The following is an 18,273-nucleotide window of genomic DNA, read 5'->3' on the forward strand; positions in this document are numbered from 1 at the left end:
GCCTTTTCCGCAGGCATAACGTGGAACTCGCCCGTCACCATTTCCGCGGACTCCGACGTATCCACCAGCGGCACATTGCTTGCCGCTTATAATATGAATGGTGGAGCCGTAACTCTCAACGGCGTAAACTTTGCCAACGGAGTCAACTCCGGCGGGACGTTCTCCCTCGGATCCAATTTCAGTTTTAACATCGCTGCTGTGTTCGGCAGCTTCGGAGGTGCGGCGGCTCCCTATTCCGGCCTCTCGGTCAATTACCAAACCCTTCTTACTACCGGCAACTTTCAAGGGGGTGGAACGCCTACCATCACCATGAACAGCTTGACGGTTGGCCGCCAGTATCTCGTCCAGATTTGGTGCGACGACTCCCGTGGCTTTGATTATACCTCAAATCTATCTAGCACCGGGGGCAATACCGTGGTGGTCGATTATAACACAACCAATGTCGACGGCGGGTTGGGCCAATATGTCACCGGCACATTCACCGCTTCCGGGGCGACGCAGGCGTTCACCCTCAGCGGCTCGCCCATTATCAACGTACTGAATGCCATTCAACTGCGCGATGTGACCGTGAGCGCGCCGACTGTCACATGGAATGGGAATCTCAATGGCAACTGGGACACCAGTTCGCTCAACTGGACCAATCCAGGTGGAGCAGCGGCCTACGCGAATGGCAACAACGTCGTGTTTAACGACAACGCCACTGGAACGACCACCGTGAGCAACACCACCGCGGTTTCACCTCTGTCAATTTCCGTCAATAACACTAGCAAGGCATACACAATTGGTGGCAGCGCAATCGCCGGCAGCACCGGTCTGACCAAGGAAGGCACCAGCACGTTAACGCTGACGGGCACAAACACATTCACCGGCCCCACCACCATTAGCGCCGGCAGCTTGATCATTGACGGCACCGGCCGGTTAGGCGGCGGCTCCTATGCCAGTCCGATTTCAAACAACGGAAACTTCACCTATAACAGCTCCGTCGCCCAGTCACTCTCAGGAGGCATCAGCGGGACTGGCGAATTGGTTCAAAATGGCCTTGGAGCGCTCACTCTTGGCCTTGGCAACACCTACACCGGTGCTACTACTGTCAATGCCGGGACCCTGATTGTGTCTGGTAGTATTGCTTCCTCGCCAACTGTCACCGTCGCAAGTGGTTCGATCCTGGAGGTTAGCGCTACCACTTATAACGCGCTTGCCTCTGGTGCAGGCAAGAGCTGGACCGTGGGTGGCATCATCAACATCACCGGGGCGGCCGAAGTTTTGACCTTGCCCGCCACCACGACGCTCAACGGTGGCACCCTGACCAGTACCTCGTCAGGCGGCGCCACCTTTGGGTCCTATCATAGCGCAGGCCACACGATCACCGCCAACGGTACTGGCAACGCCATCAGCAGCGTCGATTTCGGGATTTCAACTGGCACCACCCTGACCCTCAGCACGCCCTTGGCAGGAGACACGCTTGCCGGTTCGACGGTATTCAAGGACGTGGCAGGCCCGGGCGCGCTTACCAAGAGCGGACTTGGCACCGTGACCCTCTCAGGTGCTAACAGCTACAGCGGTCCCACCAACGTCACCGGCGGCACATTGATGGTCGAGGGTTTGCTCGGGCCCGGTGCGCTCACGGTTGCCTCGGGTGGAACCCTCGGCGGCAGCGGCAGCATCGACGGCGTGGCTAGCGTGGCATCCGGAGGAATGTTGTCACCAGGTACGGGCGGTAGCGGAACCCTCACCTTCAACGCGCACCTCACCCTGGCTGGCAGCACAAGTTTTGTGGTCAGTAAAACTGGTGCGGTGCTCACCAACACTAAAGTGGATGGAGTTGCCGGCGTCACCTTTGGCGGCAACCTCACCATTACCTCGACGGGGGAAACGCTTGCCCTCGGTGACACCTTCGAGCTGTTTGTCCCGGACGGCGGCTTGAGTGGTGCATTCGCAACCTACTCCTTGCCACCCGCGCCTGCGGGCCTTGCCTGGGACACCTCAAACTTGTCAGTCGACGGAACCATCACCGTCGCCAATTTCCTCGGCCTACCGAATTTCAATCCTCCTGCAGGCGGATATGTCGGCACTCAGTCGGTGTCTGTTTCATCGGATAGCGGTTCTACGATCTACTATACGACCGATGGCAGCACCCCGACCACGTCATCTTCGTCGGGAGCCAGCGGCGGCTTCGTGATCATCGTGCCTGTGAACTCTACTGGCTTTACGATCAAAGCCTTTTCCCGCAAGTCAGGCTTGGCGGACAGCCCGGTGGCGGCGGCGAGCTACAATACCATTCCCACCGGGGTCTGGAATGTGGATAACAACGGCGATTGGTCGGATGCGGGAAATTGGTTGTCCGGCGCGATTCCGAGCGGCAGCGGTGTGGCCGCCGATTTCAGCGTGCTTCCCCAAACTGCCGATGCCACGGTTACTCTCGATACCAACCGTGCCATTGGCAGCATGACCTTTGGAAACACCAACAACTTCAATTGGACCCTGGCTTCGTCCGGCGGCAGCATTCTCACCTTAGACGCGGGTGTTGGAAATCCCTTCATCAATGTGATCGACAACACCACCACCCTGACCGGCGGACTCGCCGGTTCCCAAGGGTTGGTAAAAAACGGCGCCGGCACCCTGATCCTGAGCGGCACGGGGAAAAACTACACCAGCACCACCACGATCAACAACGGCACGTTGGAGTTGCTCGCCACCGGTCCCTTCGGCAGTTCCATAAACATCGGCGGTTCGGCAACCCTCATTGCTGACAGCTCAAGCAACCCCGCAACGGTGACTCTCAACGGCAACATCAGTGGCTCCGGGGTTCTGCAATTGAAGAGCCTCGGTGGCGGAAACACACGGCTCGTCGGTGATAACAGCGGCTTCACCGGCACCGCTACCTTAGCGGCCGGGCAAAATGTCTTCGTGTGGGAGAACAGCCTCGCAGGCAGTGCGGGAGCCGCATGGACTATTGAAGGCAGTTACGCGATGACTTTGGACCTTTCCTCGCCCACCATCCACCTCGGTTCGCTGTCGGGGACGAATCCAGCCACTCAGATCGGCGGTTGGAATCTGAGCAGCGGAGTCCATACCTTCGAAATCGGAGCGCTGGGAACTTCGACAGGTTTCGCGGGTGTTTTCGCCGACAGCCCCATCGGTGGCCACACGGGAACCGTGGCCCTGACCAAGGTCGGCACCGGCACCTTGAGTCTGAGCGGCGCCAGCACATATACCGGCGACACCACCGTCAACGCTGGAGCGCTGGTGCTGGCTTCTGGAGGCGCCCTCACCTTCGCGCCCACCACCGACGGGATCTCCAATAAGATTACCGGAGCCGGTACAGTCACGTTGAATGGAACTTTCAACATCAACCTTGCCGGTGCCGACACGACCAGCGGCAACGAATGGACACTGGTGGATGTCGCCAACAAAACCTACGGCGGAACCTTTGCAATCCCCGGCTTCACCGAGACTGCTGATGTCTGGACGATGACCGGTAGCAACACTTGGACCTTCACCGAGTCCACCGGCATCCTCACTGTCACCGGCGACAACTACACGACTTGGGCTGCCAGCTTCCCTGGGATTGGCGATCCCGCACCTTCCGCCGACCCTGATCATGACGGGATTGAGAACCTGCTTGAGTTCGTCGTCGGTGGAGATCCGAGGGTTTCCAGCACTTCCTTCCTTCCAACCTTGGCCACCGTTGGACCGAACCTCGTCCTGAGTTACGATCGCAACGACGACTCCGAATCCGGCACCACCCAAGTGGGACAGTGGAGCGCGGACCTTATCACTTGGCAGGACATTTCTCCGGTCTTGCTCAACGAAAACGGAGGTGCCCCCGACGCCATGACGGTTAGCATTCCGCTGACCAACGCAGTGAATGGAAAACTCTTCGCGCGCCTCCATGTCACCCGCCCGTGACCAAGGTCACCAACTCGTGCCCAGAACACATGAGATGAAGAAGGGCCTTATTCCCGTCGCCTAGGATCTGGGAAACTGGAAAACGGGTTTCGCCCACCACCAGCGCCAGCGGAGACGACCATGGGGTCGAACCCGCTGGCGCTGCCTTCCGGACACTTCCAAGCACTTGGCCATCATCACGACATGCCACGCAATCTCCACTTACTGCTGACCACGTTGGTGACCGCTTTGAGCCTGGGGCTTGGCAGCGGGACCTCTCTCTGGGGCCAGGTGGTCACACCCGTCTCGGCAACAGCCAGTTCGTTTTTCAGCTCCGCGCACGATCCCTCGAACCTCATCAACGGCACGGGCATGGTGGGAGGGGGAAACATTCTCACCAAAACCGCCAACGCTCATGGCAGCGCTCAGGGCATGTGGCATTCGGACGGCAGTGCGGTCGCCGGCACCTGGGTCACCTTTGATCTTGGCACCACGTACACCCTGAGCGCCATGGACATCTGGACGCTCAACCAGCCCGGCTACCTTGGCCGCGGGGTCCAGACTTTCAGCGTCTACACCTCCGCCAACACCACCGGTCCTATTTCAGATTATGTGGGCAGCTTCAATCTGGCGGAAGGCACGGGGGCCAATGGGGAACCGGTGCAGCGGCGCCCATTCATCGCCACCGGGGTCCGCCGGGTTCGGTTCGTGATCGCCAATTGTTGGAGCGGACTTGCCAATGATTATGTGGGACTTGCCGAAGTGCGCTTCGAGGGAGTCGTGGAATCCATCAACGTCGCCAGCGGACTGGCGGGTTACTGGAATCTCGACGAAACCAGCGGATCCACAGCGGCCGATTCGTCGGGGAATGGCAACCTGGGCACAATTCATAATACTTCGGCAAATGGTGGCCAGTGGACGACCGGCAAGGTCAACGGCGCGCTGCAGCTTCGCGGTGCTGGCCTGGGCGATGATTATGTGATGGTGCCCCCTGTGGAAACCTCTCCTACCCACACGATGAGCCTCTCGGCATGGGTGTTGGCGGCTCCCAATTCGAATGACACCTTGACCGGCGTGGTTGAAAATTCAGCCCGGGCCCTCACTGTCGCCCAAGAAGGAGCATCGCTGCCCCCGACCCTTTGGCAGCACGTGTGCATGGTGGCTGACAGCGGACGCCTGCTCGTCTATCGCAATGGGTTGCTGGTGGGCTCGGGTTCCTACGACGGAACATTTTACGATCCATCAAACCCGCTGGTGCTGGGGGCGCATCTGCTTGCGGACGGCACTACTCTGGATGCCTTCTGGCAGGGCAAATTGGACGAGGTCGCCTATTGGACCCGTCCATTGACAGCGGCTAACGTCTTCGAAGTTTTTGCCGCGGGCTATCACGGCACTGCGGTTACGACCGCGAACGGCTACGCCAATTCACCGCCGCTGTTTGTCACCCCGCCCCAGAGCGCGAATTACTATCAGAATCAGCCGTTCTCGCTGGTAGCGGATGCTTCCGGTCTGGGCACCCTGACCTTTCAATGGTGGAAGGACGGAGTGCCCCTCGCAAATGGGCAATCCCGGGTTTTCAACGATCCTGGAGCCGGCCCCGGTGCGTCAGGAAATTATTCCGTGGTCGTCACCGACGGCAATGGCAACAGCACCACGAGCACATCGGCCACAATCTCCGTCAGCCTGCCTGATCTGGAGATTGAATGGGTCCCCGCCGGCGTGCAGCTCAGTTGGCCCGCCGCCGCCACAGGCTACCACCTCGAATTCTCTCCGACTCTTGGCGACCCTTGGACAGACGTTCCGGGAGTCGTCAACAATTCCGTGACACTGCCGACCGTAGTTCCCGCGCAGTTCTATCGCCTTCAAACGAACTGAGATGGAATCTTGATCCGACCATCACCATCCACAGTCATGATTCTCGCACATCCAATGGAATCCTCGGTTCCGCTCATTCTGCGGCAGGTCATCATGGCCATCATCCTGGTGCTTCCGGTGAGCGTTGGCAGCCGCGCCACAGCAGCCACGATCACGCCCATCTCGGTGACCGCCAGTTCGGAGTTCAGTGCCTCACAAGGTGCCGCCAATCTTATCAATGGAAGTGGTCTCTCGGGCAGCGGCCCGATTCAGAGCCAGACTCATAACAACGCCGGCAGCGCGACATCCATGTGGCATTCGAACGGAAGCGTGGTCGCGGATAGCTGGCTTGTTTTCGACCTGGGGGCGGAATTCTCGCTGTCCGGCATCGACATCTGGCAAATGAACCAGGCCGGCCAGCTTGGCCGTGGCATCAAGACGTTTGCCATTTACACTTCCAGCAATGCCTTGGGACCCATCACGGATTTTGCGGGAAACTTTACCCTCAACCAAGGTGGCGGAACGGCCAGTGAGGCGGCTAAGAATCTCCCCCTTTCCCTCAGTGGCGTGCGGCGGGTCAAGTTTGTGATTGCCAATTGCTGGAGCGGGTTGGCCAGCGATTATGTGGGCCTATCAGAAGTGCGGTTTCAAGGTACCGGCCCTGCCCTCCTCGTCACCAGCTTCAAGCAATCACGCTTTCTGGTTCAGTCGAACGAGGCACTCCTCAATTCAACCACTTTCAACCTGGCAGCGTCCGGGGATATTACCAATGGCTTGTTCCGGATTGGCGACTCTCCCGCCGTGCCGGTCAACCTCACCAGCGCGCAAACGGTCACCGCGATGGCGCCCGACGTGTCGGTTTCCAGCGTTGTCTTGGCCACGGTGACCGTCGACGGACAGGTGGTGGCTTCGCAATCCATCGTGATCCAGCCGGTGCGTCATCTCACCATCTACGTCCTGCCGCATTCCCATGTCGATATCGGCTACACGGATCTCCAGAACATCACCATCGACAAGCAGGTGAACAACCTCGTTCAAGGAATTCAGTACGCCCAACAGACTGCCGCCTACCCGCCCGGAGCCCGCTTCATCTGGAATCTTGAGGGTACCTTCCCCGCTGAACTCTACCTTGAGCGCTTTGATGCACAGGCCAGGGCCAACTTTCTTGCCGCAGTCGAAAATGGCCAGGTTGAGGTGAATGGCATGTACATCAACGCATTGACAGGTCTGTGCCGTCCCGAAGAACTGCTTCGCCTCTTCCGGCACGGGACACAACTCGCCGATCTGACCGGCGTGCCGGTTGAATCGGCCATGCTCAGCGACGTGCCCGACCTCACCTGGGGATCGGTCACGGCCATGGCGCAAGCCGGCATCAAGTATTTATCCACGGGCCCCAATTACTTCGATCGCATCGGCTATGTCCTGCAAGATTGGCAGAACAAGCCGTTCTATTGGCTTGGCCCGGACGGCCACTCAAAGGTCTTGGTTTGGATGTGTTTCCAGGGTTACGGAATGGCGCATATCTACGGCGCCCTTGGCGAAACAGTGATCAATGACGTGATGGTGAGCCTTGAGCAGGCTGAAAATCCTTACGACGTCGCTTACATCCGGTGGGCCGGACACGGGGACAACGCCGTGCCCGAGCCAGAAATTTGCGATGCGGTTCGGGATTGGAATGCCCAGTATGCCTATCCCAAGCTGATCATTTCCGGCACGACGGAGGCCTTCCGCGCACTGGAACAACGGCATGGAGACAGTCTCCCGGTGGTAACCGGCGATTGGACCCCCCCATTGGGAGGATGGCAGTGGCTCGTCCGCACTCGAAACCGGAATGAGCCGGAGGAGCTCGGACCGGCTCGCACAGGCCGAGGCTCTGTTTGCCATGGGCAGCCCCGCCGCATTTTCCGCCACGGCCTTCGATGTCGCGTGGTCCAACGTTTTGCAATATTCCGAACACACCTGGGGCGCATGGAACAGCGTCAGCGCGCCGGACAGCCAGTTCGTGTTGGATCAATGGGCGTTCAAGCAGAACTACGCGATTGAAGCCGACAATCAGTCCGGCGAATTGCTGCTTCAGGCGAAAAATGCCCTTCCTGGCTCGAATCCGAGCCCCGGCAATGTGGATGTCTATAACACGCTCTCATGGCCCCGCTCTGAAATCGTCCAGCTCTCCCCAGCGCTCTCGGCTGCTGGCGACCGAGTGCTCGACGAGCAGGGTCAACCTGTCGTTTCGCAGCGGCTCTCAAACGGCGAACTGGCGTTCCTCGCCGCCGATGTGCCGGCGCTAGCCGCCCGGCGATACACCGTTGCAGCAGGCTCGGCTTACACACCCACACCCACGCTGTCGCGCGCGATTGGCAGCATCGGTGGCACCGTCGTTGGTCTCGGAAATCCCGAGGCCAGAGCCAGCGGCTCGTCTCTCGCCGGAACCTTGGACAACGGCCGCCTTCATGTCCGGCTTGATCCAGTTACCGGCGGAATCACCGAGCTGACCGCGGCGGGAATTGCCGGAAACCTGGTGGATGCCAATGGCGGCGAAACGCTGAATGATTACCGCTATCAGGTGGGGCCCAGCATGCCCACCACGCCCTTGCGCAATGGCGCCGTCACCATCAGCGTCGGAGAAACCGGCCCCCTGGTGGCCTCGCTGGTTGCTCAATCGAACGCACCCGGGTGCGCCAGCCTGCGCCGGGAGATCCGTTTGATGGCCGGTCAGGATTTTTTGGAAATGGACAACCTGCTGGACAAGTCCCGGGTGGCGTCTGGCAACTATGAGAGCGTCAACTTCGCCTTCCCTTTCAACATCCCCGGCGGACACATGCGTCTCGATCTACCGTTGGGGTCAATGCGTCCCGAGCTCGATCAGATGTCAAGCGCCTGCAAGAACTGGCTTGCCATCGGCCGCTGGACCGACATCGCCAATGCGGATTACGGCGTCACTTGGGTAACGCTGGACGCTCCGCTCATCGAGGTGGGCAGCATCACCGCCACTCTGTTCGGCTCACAGGGAGCCTCGGCATTCCTGAGAACCAATACCCCGGGTCAGAAAATCTATTCGTGGGCAATGAACAATGCCTGGCACACGAACTTCCGCGCCTATCAAACAGGCCTTACCCATTTCCGTTACATTGTGCGGCCGCATTTATCCAGTTCGCCAATTGAAGCCACTCGTTTTGCGATTCCCTTCAGTCAGCCGTTGCTGCCAGTGGCCGCCAAGGGTGCCGCAGCTCCGTCGCAGTCTCTCCTGGAAGTGGGTTCACCCGACATCATCGTTCTCGGATTAAAGCCAAGCGATGATGGGGCGGCGCTCATCGTGCGGTTGTTTGGTGCGGCGGGCAAAGACGCCACCGCAAATCTGACTTGGTCTCAAACGCCGGCACACTTGTGGCTGAGCGATACCACGGAGAAGCCGTTGACCCCCGTGTCGGGGCCGGTGGCTGTCCCCGGCTGGGGTCTCGTCACCCTCCGTGTGGAAATGCCGTAAGTCTTTTACCTGAACCTTTGTCGAGCATGCTGAACATCAACAACCTTGGTTTTTATTTGCTGGGAGCCCTGACCCTTGCTCCGTTGCGGCTCTGTGCCCACTCGGTTTCGTTCCTTGAGGGCACAGCAGTGGTGCATCGCGACAAGGTGGAACTGGTCCTCGCCGTCAGTCCAGAGGACCTTTTGCACTCTTCGGAAGAGACCTCCCACTTTAAGGAACGGGTCGCTCCGGCCGCGCTTGCGAAAGGGGGAGATGCGCACCGGAAGTTCCTGCTCGATGGCATCGTCATTCGTGACTCCAAGGGGCACCGTTTGAACGGCAAGGTTACAAAGGTCGAAGTTCCGCCCTTGCCTGATACCGGAGTTCCACTCGCCAGCCTAAAAGCGACCCGTTTCACTTTCCATATCGAATACGCGATGGCCGGTCCCTCGGCTCAACTCGGGTTTCTACAGCAGTTCGACACCTCAAAATCGGGCGCGCCGGTAATCATGAAATTGCGGTTGCAGCGCGCGGGGCAATCGAACGGGCCGGAGATTCCGGTTCCAACCGGAGAGATTCCGACAACCTTGGCCCTCGACTGGACCGACGAAACAAGGGCAGCCACTTTGGTGGCGGCGCCGCTTGAGCCGGTTGACGTATCCCTCCACATCCAAAAGGAGAACGTTCAGGTCGAGATTCTGATGCCCCTGCTGACGCTCGAAACTTGGCAAACTATGCCGCGTGCCTATCCGGGTGTTCTTGAGATCGCCGAGCAAACTGCCGCGCGGTCATCCCTTGAGAATTGGCTCACCGAAATCAACGAGGTGAAGATTGATGGCGTGATCGTGAAACCCACTCTTACCCGCTTCAATTACCGCAGCGCCGATTCCAAGGATCTTGCTTCGCTCGCGAAGCCAAGGCGTCTCAGCGCCGCCACGACCCGCGTCGGCGCGACCTTGACCTATTCAACCCAGGACGTACCGCGGAAGGTCGAGTTGAAATGGACATTGTTCAATCGTCAGGCAACGGGCGTTCGCGCCCTCGTGTTTGCGAATGACCAGGAGGGCAAACGGATCGAATTCTCTCCCAGGAACCCGACATACACGTGGGACAACCCGCATCCATCGCCCTAATCCTCGTTCCCAAATCAACGGCGGGGCGGGCCGACGACGAGGCTCAGGACAGTTCATGACAGTATGGCGGGGCCCCACCCGCTGCCTGAACCTTCCAAAGCGGTTGTCCGAAATCAATTCCGAAACCCCGTTTGGCGCCCCCTTCAAAATGCGTTGCCCGAAGTTCAGGTTTTAACGTGGTCCTGCGGAAGACAAGTTGAAGGCTTGAACTCCGCCCCTCCGAAAGGCCCTCGGTGCTCCCGGATTTCGGCAATTGGCAGATGATCTATCTAGTACGGAAGAGCATGCATTCCGATCCGGTTGCTCCCGCAGGGTAAGCGTGGTCTGAGCCGCCATGCGGTCTCTCTCGCCGCTGCATAGCGAAGCGGTCAAAGCGTGGCGTCGTATGAATGCTACGCGTGACGCTCTCGTGAGGTTTTCGGCCTTGCCGGTGACCACCAGCGGTTCGAGGGCGTCTTGCCCAGAAGCGGTGGCGGTCAGCAGTGCCAAGGCAATCAGCGAGCGGCGGGAAGAGGGGAAAAGATGGGTCACGCCGGTGAACGGCATCCACCGGAAAATCCCACGGAAAAATTTTCAACTGGTCTCACGCTGCCACCATACCTCCAAACGTTGCCGCGCGCGGTAAAGGCGTCCTTCCACCGCACGCTCGGAGCATTTCAGGATCGCGGCGCATGCGCCGTGGCTGAGACCGTCAAGGCAGCTCAAGACGATGACCGCGCGGAATTTTTCTGGCAGGGCATTGAGGCCGCGGTCCAGCTTCGCCAGGTCTGTGCCGCGCATCGCCGCCTCGTCCGGCGAGGGACGGTGGCAGGCCACTTCATGGTCCTCCAATGCCAGGAGTTGACGACCGCGGGTCGCGGGTCGCTGGCGAAATCGGTCGCGGCAGAGATTTAACGCGATCTGGAACAACCATGTGCTCACCCGCGCCCTGCGTCGGTAGCGATCGAGCGCTCCGTGGGCGCGGATGAAAGTGTCCTGACAAGCTTCCCGTGCGTCTCCAACATCGCGGAGGTAGTGGAAACAGAAATGATAAACGCGTTGCTGGTGTTCCTCGACGAGGGTGCGGAACGCTTCCTGACAACCACCCTGTGCGGCGTGGAGCAGTGCGGCTTCGGCCGCTTCGTCCGGCGTTGCTACTCCCAACGGCAATGCACCAACAGCGCTACTCAGGGAGAATGCTGTCATGGGTCCATTGCAAAAGTTTCTCCGCTTGCTCGGGATCTAGATGTTCCTTCATGGCGAAGAAGTGACTGAGCGTCGCGCGCTGAAGGGTGGCCTGGGCGGCATTCAGCCGTGTCAGGGCGGCCTCGATCTCCGGCGACCCAGACTTCCCCTGCCGAACGGCATCCGCGAGTTCTCGGCCGGCCGAGACGATTTCTTCGCGCAGCCGCCGCCGTTCCGTTTCGTCTGCAAGCTCGATTGGCTCCAGCGCCTCGTGCTCGGCGGGTGTGAGCGCCAGTTGAGTATGCATCCACCTGTGGAAATCCTGCTCCGAAGGCTTTGCAGAAGTTGTCCTTTGGTCCGAGCGCGAGACCAGAAATGACGTGCCCGCCGCAAGGCCCACGGTTGCCAGCGCCCAGATCAATCCGGTGGACCGCGGCGAGCTCATCGCGGGGCAAACAAGGACGAACCACCAAAGATCTCCACAAAGGGAGGCGGAGCACTTTGCTCGCGCGGGCTCGCGAAAAATCCAATGGCGGCCGAGGTCACCACGGCCGCCGCGCCAAGGACCAAAAGGTCGCGAGGCCCGAGAGCCGGGGCAGTTGATTTCAACCGGGCGATCACCCCCTCCGCAAATTCCAGCGGCAGCGCGTCCGGACGGGTCCGTCGAGCCTAGGAGAGCGCATCCTGCAAAAGTCCTGACATGAGGCAAGAGCCTAGCCGCGGCCCGGCCGGGAGCGAGACGAAGAACGGCCTTCTCGTTGGTTAAAGCAACCCCTTTTCAGATCAGCGGCGGCGGCGCAGGAGCGCAAGCAAGCCGAACGCGCCAAGTAGGGCTGAAGCGGGTTCAGGAACGGCAACGCCGTCGAATTTCACTTCGGAGAGACCGACGTATTCGTTGGCCGCGCCACTCCACGCAGTATCGATCTCAATTCTAACATGCGTCACACCGGTTTGCGACAAGGTGAATTGCTGGGCTGAGTTGGGTCCACCCGTCGATTTCAAGAGATTCAAGTTGGAGGACGCCGTGAGCCAGTTGGTTCCGCCGTCAATCGAGTAGAGCAGATCGAACTGATTGACGCCGCGATTGAAGCTGTCGAAGGGCTGATTGTGCTGCCAGATGTAAATGCTAGTAAGGTCGTAGGCGGTTGTTCCGACTCCATCGAGATCGAAAGTCACGAACTGATCGTTCGTCACTGGAGCCACCCCGCCAACCCCTTGCCCAGCCCCGGCATGCCATTGGCCAGTTGATCCAACGTCTTCATTGTGTTGGGAAGAGAAGTCGTAAGGCCCGGCACCGACAAGACCAGCATTGTTGACAAGGTTGATTGGATCCTGTTGTGCGGCAAAGTAGGTGCTCGCGGTCGCGCTGACCCCGATGATGACGGCTCCGTGAACGGAGGCGCAGGCGGCGAGAAACAGGAGAGGAATGGATTTCATGGATGATGAGGTGCCTGGTGGAGGATTTTTGAGCGGATTTTGTCTGCGCATCGTCAGATTCACTTTGAAAATAGCCCCTGCACGGGTCGGCCATCAAGTTTCACACAGGGGCAAATTGCGCCTTTGAAATGCCGGAGAAGGCGAACATTCGGGAGTCCACCCACTATATTACGACAAATCGTTACCTTACCATGTCGCCGTTACCACGCAGCGGGCTTTCACCACTCATGTTTAGGACCGAACTCGGCAGCGCGGTGAGCGCTTCTTCGCAGCTCGATACGATGCCGGAGCCGTCAATAGCCGGAGGGACGGGACTCCGTCCGACGACGCAGGATTGAGGTGGATTGTGGTAGTCGGCTCAGGAGCATGGAGGTCTACGTCGCCCGAGACATTCAAGGGGAATACGGCAGTGCTCGTTGGATCGCCCAAAACAGGCCGATGGCTGCGATCACCACGGACGCGGGAAGGACAATGGCCCGGCGATACCACGGCCGGCGGCGCCAGTACCCGACGGCCAGCATTGCCAACCCGATCACCGCAAGTTGGCCACCCTCCACTCCGAGATTGAACGACACCAGCGCGGTCGCAAACTCCCGCCGTGGCAGACCCAAATCTGTTAGAACGCTGGCGAAGCCAAGGCCGTGGATCAAACCAAAGCCAAACACCACGATCAGCCGCCAGCGGTGGAGCTTGTCAGTGAAGATATTTTCCGCAGCAACGAACGCAATCGATAGTGCGATCAAAGGTTCCACAATGTGGAGGGAAAGGCGGACGATGCCATACATCGACAGGGCAAGGGTGATGGAATGGGCCACCGTAAATGCAGTGACCTGCATGAGCAACGGGCCGAGGCGATTACCCAGCAGGAACAAGCCGAGCACGAAAAGGATATGATCGAGGCCTTTCGGTACAATATGAACGAAGCCCAATCCGACATACCGCTTCGCCCACTCCCAGCGGCTGGGTTCAGCGACTGGTGAAGCAGCAGGATCATTCGGTGTTGGGGCCGAAGGAGCGACATCAAGCGTCACCGGCAAGGGAGAGCTAACCACTCCGGCATCCACGACCAACACGCCGACCGGCTGATCCTGCCGAACCACCGACAGGGAGGACATTCCCAACTTGGAAGGCAGCCGGAACGATACCGAGCGTGCACCTGCCGGCAAACGACCTTGCACGGTGAGTGCCAATAAGACTGGCAGCCGCGCCATGGTCATTGCTTTCTCATGGCGCCTGACATCATCCACGCTGGGGAAAGCCAAAGTCTCCACGGTGCCGGATCTGCCGTCTTCCAACACCGCGAATTCATTTTTGAATGTCGCCGCGGCTTCGGCCAAACGAGCGGCCAGGACGTCCTCCGGTCCGTCGAGGAGGTCATTCATCGGGCCAATGGTCACGTCTTCGGGAGTTTTGTTCAGCGCAAAGGCGAGCACGTCGAAGGTCAATTCCATCGCGTATCCGCCATCCCGCTGGATGGTCGCTGTTGCCGCCGGGATCACCGCGACATGAGCCCAACCCGAGAGCGTGAGCACGCACCAAAGCATCAGCCCCATCCACCCCGTCCTTTCCGAGTGGTGGCTTTTAGGAGCGGGACGTGCGTTCACATTTCAGTGTCGGAGGAACATCGCAAAAGAGAGAGCAGCGTGTTGATTTGGGTCTATTCAAGCACCCAGCTTTTTGGCGCCCACGCCCCGAGTGACGAGGTGAATTGACCGCCCTCTATTTTCATCGAGTCGCCTGCTCTCTGCCCTCTCAAATCAACCGGATGCGCTTTCGTGGCTTTGAACCCTTTGGGCAACGTAATCGTGACCGCACCTTCCCCGCCGGCCTGCTCCCACAAGCGCAAAACGGTCCCTGTACCATCGGGATTCGGACAAAACGCGGTGACACGAACTCCCTTCCGCGAGAGAGAGATCCCACTCTGGGCGACAGCCAGATTACCTCCCATGCCGTCAGTGCAGCCAGCCACCACGGGCTGCCGGACTTCCCAACTGGGGGTAAACAACGCCTGCTCCTCCGTTGCGTCTTCAGCGACAGGCCAGAGTCGCAGCGAAGCCTTCCAAGTGCCCTTGATCCACAAGGGATAGTTGGTGTTCCACATGTTGTTGTAGAGATTTACAAACAACGCAGGGTTGGTTGGCTTGTACGCGGGCGAGTACTGCCACAATCCCGGCTCGCCTAGGCTCCACAGGGGAAGATCAGCGGATGCCGCCGCCATGCCTGCGCCCGTGTCTCCGGCACGCACCGTGATGCCGCGGTCCACCGACAGCATCCGGCGGTTGGCTCCGAAAATAATATCTTTCAGAGGATCGATGGTTCCGCCGACGCGGCCGACGCGGAAGCAGGGCTCCTTCACCTTGAATGGAAGGCAGAGCCATCCGCCTTCGGGAATCGGGTCAGGAGTCTTGCGATCCACCCGCCATTCGATATCCACGCAATTCCGATCGCGCGGAAACGTGAATGTCAGACCGTAGCCCTTGGCCAAGCCGAGCGGATCGATGGCGGAGAGGGTCACCGTCTCGCCCATCGGCGAGGCGGCAACTTCTGCGGTCCAGCCTTGGGGAGTTCTCGCGAGAAAAGGAGAGGTCTTTTCATTCGGCATCCCGCCTTTGCCAAAATCTCCCCAAACCCAGCTTCCCGCTTCCGTGCGACCATACGAATTCACGAAGTTTTGCACTTGAGTCAGGCTGAATCGTTCGTGCAGGAATTGACCGAGGACATGCTGGCTGGAATCCACCAATTCGCGGCCGGTCGCCTTGTCTTCAAGCGATGCGATGCCGCCGCGTTCGAGGTCGAAGGTCGCGATGAAATGAGAAGTCTCCAAGGTGTTGCCCTTGAGCGTCGCGGGCGGAAGAGCCGCAGGTTTGCTCGCACCTACCTGGGGCACGATTCCATACGTGCGGTAGCCGCCCGGCGGCAGGTCGAGGGCAGCGATGTTCAATGTCCGGCCATCGAGGGCGAAGGGAACCGCTTTGCCCGTCGCCAGATCCACCACTTTTGAAAGAGCTCTGCCCGCCATATTTTCCGGCAGTTGCAGTTCCACCTGAGCACTGCGCGCCCAAGGGAGCGGATTGAAGAGCACAGCGCGAAGGCCGTCAGCCTTGACGTTTTGCGCGAGTATCTTCATGCGCGCGGCAAGTTCAGTGTCGGCAATGCCACCGGCCTTGCGACCGTAGTCCATGTGATACTCGTAGGTGTCCTCAAATTTTTGATAGTCACCCTTTTCATACTTGGCTTGCCACGCCTCACCAAAGGTTCCGCGAAAGTAAGCGCCGTTGATTCCCCAGGTGTGTTCGCCATAAAAGCCTCCCAGCGCATAGGCTTCCGCCAGAGGAGTAGCGACCGGGTTTGGGGCCATGCCCCATCCGCGCAATGAGGTATCAAGGATCCCGAGGCTGCCCATGTTCGTGGCGGCACGGCGATGGATCGCGGTGGCCGATGGGCAACTCATTTGACCATGGGTCCAAGTGTCGGGCATGTCACCACGCACCACCGGGAGTGTCGGGCGTTCCTTTTCTTCCTGGATGATGGCATCCGCGAATTCACTCGGCCGGCCGAACCGGATCCGCACCCCCGGCAATTGCTTGCGTGCCTCGTCCAGCACGGACTTCACGTAATTGGCCGGCGGAGGACCGGCGTTGTCCCCCAACACAAAAAACGCCAGCCAGGATTTGTGCGGCCATCCGGCGGGTGGCTGCACGTTGGCCCAACCGTAGCGAGGCGAAATGCCGAGCAGCACTCGCGAACCGTCGGGACCCTCCCACCACGACAACGTGGGAATCTTGGACCATTCCGACATGGGCTTGCTGCCATCATTCGCGCCGATGTGCAGGAAGTTGATGCCGGCGTTCTTGAGGACGGTCGGTAGAATCCACGCCTGCTCCGGCATGTCGGTCTGCTTCGCATCGGTCGGCAATGGGATGCCAAAGCGTTTCGCCATCCGTGTGCCAAATCCCAGACCGCGCACCACTTCCTCGGCATCGCTCGCTTCCGATTCCAAGGTAAACGGCAAGGCGTGCCAAGTCAGGCGTCCATCTTTCACCGCCTGTTCAAGGCGCGCACGGCGTTGCGGGGTCTGTTGCGGATCCAGCACGACTTCCATCGCCCAAGCCGGCAACATCCATGAGAAGCGGTCGTCTTTCGGCAGATCCTTCGTCTGGTCGAACACGGCCAGCAAGTGGTCCATGTCGCTGGCGCGGTATTTTTCAACCACCTCGGGCACCGTATGAGTGTAGCCGATGTCGAGATGGCATTTGAACGTGACGATGACTTCCTCCAGATCGGGCCATTCCTTCGGCCGTTCGACGGTGGTCTCAATGGTCTTTTGAAAACGGCCGGCCTTGATCGAAATCGTGACTTTTTCCGTGGAGGCACGGGTGTTGCCCTTCCCTGGCGGGAGATCGAATGTGAAATGTTTCTGCCCACCGCTGAGCGGATTGACGGCGGTTTCGACGGACGCGCCGCCGCAGGTCACCTTTGCGAGGCCGCGAACAAAGAGCGGCGCGTCAAACGCGACTTCTACCTGCCGCCGCCACCTCTCCTCGGCTTCCACCCGGAATGGAAACCCTCTCACCGTCACTGAGGTCGGTGCAGGCGCGCTTGTGGCGTCCACCTGCTTGCCGCGGGTCAGAAGTTGAACCTCCGCCAAGCCAAGGAATTCGCTGCCCCAGCTATCATTGGCCAGCAGAACAAGGGACTTGGTCATCTGGCCCGCCAGCGGCAGGGAGAAGGAAGCGTTCTCGGTGGCTCCGCCGGAAGCGCGTGGAATTTCAAAGACCTCTTTGCCTGCCACCAGAGCGGGTTTGAATGTTGATCCGTCGCTGCTGACAAAGGCTCGAACATGGCGGAAGCCACGATCCGTCATGCCGGTTTGATTGTGGTTCCAGATCCGGCACGATCCCAAAGGCTTGGCTTGGGCGAGATCCAGGCGCAGCCATGCCTTGCCGACGGGCAAGGCCGGGTCGGGCTTGGAAGGGGCGGCACCTGCAGCGCTGTGCCACATGGTAGCCGAGTTGATTTCGTTATCGTGCTGCAAACTAGCCGCATTCAAGCCCGACCCGTTGATCACGTTGACGACTTGGATTCCCGAATAGGAACTGGAAGACGTGATTGAGATTTCAGCAGACGATACGGCTTCGATACCAACCTCCACCGCGGTGATCCGGAGGGCGGGGAGCAAGAGCAAGGTTGTGAGCAATAGATGGCATTTCATCGGATGTGCCTGGATTCTGAAGGACGGTAAAAATATTAAAGCCGCGACGATTGATGAGCTTCACAGCAGCCGCGAAAAGGATTGGCTCCTCTCTCCGCCGTCGCACCGGCTCGCGCCGCGGT

The 18,273-nt window shown here is 59.6% G+C and carries 10 protein-coding genes; 5 read left to right on the forward strand and 5 right to left on the reverse strand.

Features of this window, described 5'->3' with window-relative positions:
* The first annotated feature begins 309 nt into the window (after positions 1–309).
* From OKA05_RS11295 to OKA05_RS11315, 5 genes are all read left to right on the forward strand, one after another.
* Entirely contained in the window at positions 310–3,909 is a 3,600-nt protein-coding gene (locus OKA05_RS11295) for a beta strand repeat-containing protein (protein WP_264487246.1), read from the forward strand.
* Positions 3,910–4,092: 183 nt separating this feature from the next.
* Entirely contained in the window at positions 4,093–5,763 is a 1,671-nt protein-coding gene (locus OKA05_RS11300; protein WP_264487247.1) for a LamG-like jellyroll fold domain-containing protein, read from the forward strand.
* A 36-nt stretch (positions 5,764–5,799) separates the two neighbouring features.
* Positions 5,800–7,785: a glycoside hydrolase family 38 N-terminal domain-containing protein gene (locus OKA05_RS11305; protein ID WP_264487248.1), complete on the forward strand. Its 1,986-nt coding sequence runs from the start codon at positions 5,800–5,802 to the stop codon at positions 7,783–7,785.
* A gap of 232 nt (positions 7,786–8,017) precedes the next feature.
* Positions 8,018–9,226: a glycoside hydrolase family 38 C-terminal domain-containing protein gene (locus tag OKA05_RS29325; protein ID WP_264487601.1), complete on the forward strand. Its 1,209-nt coding sequence runs from the start codon at positions 8,018–8,020 to the stop codon at positions 9,224–9,226.
* A gap of 26 nt (positions 9,227–9,252) precedes the next feature.
* A complete protein-coding gene (locus OKA05_RS11315) occupies positions 9,253–10,338 on the forward strand; it encodes a hypothetical protein (RefSeq protein ID WP_264487249.1) in 1,086 nt (361 codons plus the stop codon).
* Between the two features lie 573 nt (positions 10,339–10,911).
* Here the strand turns inward: OKA05_RS11315 and OKA05_RS11320 are convergent.
* The 5 genes from OKA05_RS11320 to OKA05_RS11340 form a co-directional block, all read right to left on the reverse strand.
* Entirely contained in the window at positions 10,912–11,523 is a 612-nt protein-coding gene (locus OKA05_RS11320; protein ID WP_264487250.1) for an RNA polymerase sigma factor, read from the reverse strand.
* The gene (locus OKA05_RS11325; protein ID WP_264487251.1) at positions 11,501–11,947 is read right to left on the reverse strand and encodes a periplasmic heavy metal sensor; all 447 of its coding nucleotides are present in this window, start codon (positions 11,945–11,947) and stop codon (positions 11,501–11,503) included. The genes OKA05_RS11320 and OKA05_RS11325 overlap by 23 nt, the downstream gene beginning before the upstream one ends.
* A gap of 338 nt (positions 11,948–12,285) precedes the next feature.
* Entirely contained in the window at positions 12,286–12,939 is a 654-nt protein-coding gene (locus OKA05_RS11330) for a PEP-CTERM sorting domain-containing protein (RefSeq protein ID WP_264487252.1), read from the reverse strand.
* A gap of 392 nt (positions 12,940–13,331) precedes the next feature.
* The gene (locus OKA05_RS11335) at positions 13,332–14,471 is read right to left on the reverse strand and encodes a HupE/UreJ family protein (RefSeq protein ID WP_264487253.1); all 1,140 of its coding nucleotides are present in this window, start codon (positions 14,469–14,471) and stop codon (positions 13,332–13,334) included.
* Positions 14,472–14,596: 125 nt separating this feature from the next.
* Entirely contained in the window at positions 14,597–18,124 is a 3,528-nt protein-coding gene (locus OKA05_RS11340) for a glycoside hydrolase family 38 N-terminal domain-containing protein (RefSeq protein WP_264487254.1), read from the reverse strand.
* Positions 18,125–18,273 lie beyond the last annotated feature (149 nt).

This window comes from Luteolibacter arcticus (assembly GCF_025950235.1).
Lineage (GTDB): Bacteria > Verrucomicrobiota > Verrucomicrobiia > Verrucomicrobiales > Akkermansiaceae > Haloferula > Haloferula arctica.

Excerpts from the sequence above, each read along its gene's own strand:
- OKA05_RS11295 (WP_264487246.1), top strand. The coding sequence starts at position 310 with ATGAACAGCTTGACGGTTGGCCGCCAGTATCTCGTCCAGATTTGGTGC.
- OKA05_RS11300 (WP_264487247.1), top strand. The coding sequence starts at position 4,093 with ATGCCACGCAATCTCCACTTACTGCTGACCACGTTGGTGACCGCTTTG.
- OKA05_RS11305 (WP_264487248.1), top strand. The coding sequence starts at position 5,800 with ATGATTCTCGCACATCCAATGGAATCCTCGGTTCCGCTCATTCTGCGG.
- OKA05_RS11315 (WP_264487249.1), top strand. The coding sequence starts at position 9,253 with ATGCTGAACATCAACAACCTTGGTTTTTATTTGCTGGGAGCCCTGACC.
- OKA05_RS11320 (WP_264487250.1), bottom strand. The coding sequence starts at position 11,523 with ATGACAGCATTCTCCCTGAGTAGCGCTGTTGGTGCATTGCCGTTGGGA.
- OKA05_RS11325 (WP_264487251.1), bottom strand. The coding sequence starts at position 11,947 with ATGAGCTCGCCGCGGTCCACCGGATTGATCTGGGCGCTGGCAACCGTG.
- OKA05_RS11330 (WP_264487252.1), bottom strand. The coding sequence starts at position 12,939 with ATGAAATCCATTCCTCTCCTGTTTCTCGCCGCCTGCGCCTCCGTTCAC.